Annotated in this window: 2 tRNA genes; both read right to left on the reverse strand. The window is 47.5% G+C overall.

The features are described from left to right. Positions 1-121: 121 nt before the first annotated feature. Positions 122-197: transfer RNA gene (locus tag ABFY09_RS15155), tRNA-Glu, on the reverse strand. 66 nt (positions 198-263) lie between these two features. Then, positions 264-339: transfer RNA gene (locus tag ABFY09_RS15160), tRNA-Glu, on the reverse strand. Between the last annotated feature and the right edge of the window lie 19 nt (positions 340-358).

The following is a 358-nucleotide window of genomic DNA, read 5'->3' on the forward strand; positions in this document are numbered from 1 at the left end:
ACTCGCGACCCCAACCTTGGCAAGGTTGTGCTCTACCACTGAGCTATTCCCGCATATCATGTTGCCCTACTCTATTCGGATAACACATTGCTCTTTTATCAAAAAAGAACATCAAAATTAGTGGCGTCCCATAGGGGGTTCGAACCCCTGTTACCGCCGTGAAAGGGCGGTGTCCTAGACCTCTAGACGAATGGGACGCAGATCAGTTTTGTGAAAACTGTAAACTTAACTCAAACAACAAGCACTCACTTAATAAAAGAAAGTGGCGTCCCATAGGGGGTTCGAACCCCTGTTACCGCCGTGAAAGGGCGGTGTCCTAGACCTCTAGACGAATGGGACGCAAATCAGTTTTATGAAA

The organism is Marinomonas sp. 5E14-1 (assembly GCF_039939215.1).
GTDB lineage: Bacteria > Pseudomonadota > Gammaproteobacteria > Pseudomonadales > Marinomonadaceae > Marinomonas.